This is a genomic window from Ensifer sp. ENS03 (assembly GCF_014852035.1).
Lineage (GTDB): Bacteria > Pseudomonadota > Alphaproteobacteria > Rhizobiales > Rhizobiaceae > Ensifer > Ensifer adhaerens.
In genome coordinates, this window is the sequence record NZ_JACVAV010000036.1 from 1 (window position 1) to 453 (window position 453).

Sequence of the window (453 nt, forward strand, 5' to 3'; positions counted from 1 at the left end):
GCCTGAAAAGTCCTCCAGCCGACCCTTTTCCGCCTTCGAGCGTATGGTGGCGTGGCGCTACCTGCGCTCCAGACGCAAGGAAGCCTTCATCTCTGTCATCGCCGGCTTCTCCTTCATCGGCATCATGCTCGGGGTGGCGACGCTGATCATCGTCATGGCCGTCATGAACGGCTTCCGCACCGAACTCATCTCCCGCATCCTCGGCATCAACGGCCACATGATCGTCCAGCCGATCGACGGTCCGCTCAACAACTATCCGGAACTGGCGACTAAATTCTCGGGCGTCAAAGGCGTCACCATGGCGATCCCGATGGTCGAAGGCCAGGTTCTGGCGCAAGGGGTCGGTGACAGTTCGACCGGCGCGCTGGTGCGCGGCATCCGCGCCGACGACTTGAGCAAGATGAAGTCGGTTTCCGGCCACATCCAGTCCGGTGATCTCGTCGGCTTTGCCTC

The 453-nt window shown here is 61.6% G+C and carries 1 protein-coding gene; it reads left to right on the forward strand.

Annotated features, from left to right (window positions below):
* The coding region (locus IB263_RS33850; RefSeq protein ID WP_246811162.1) for an ABC transporter permease at positions 1-453 on the forward strand (453 nt) is incomplete at both ends.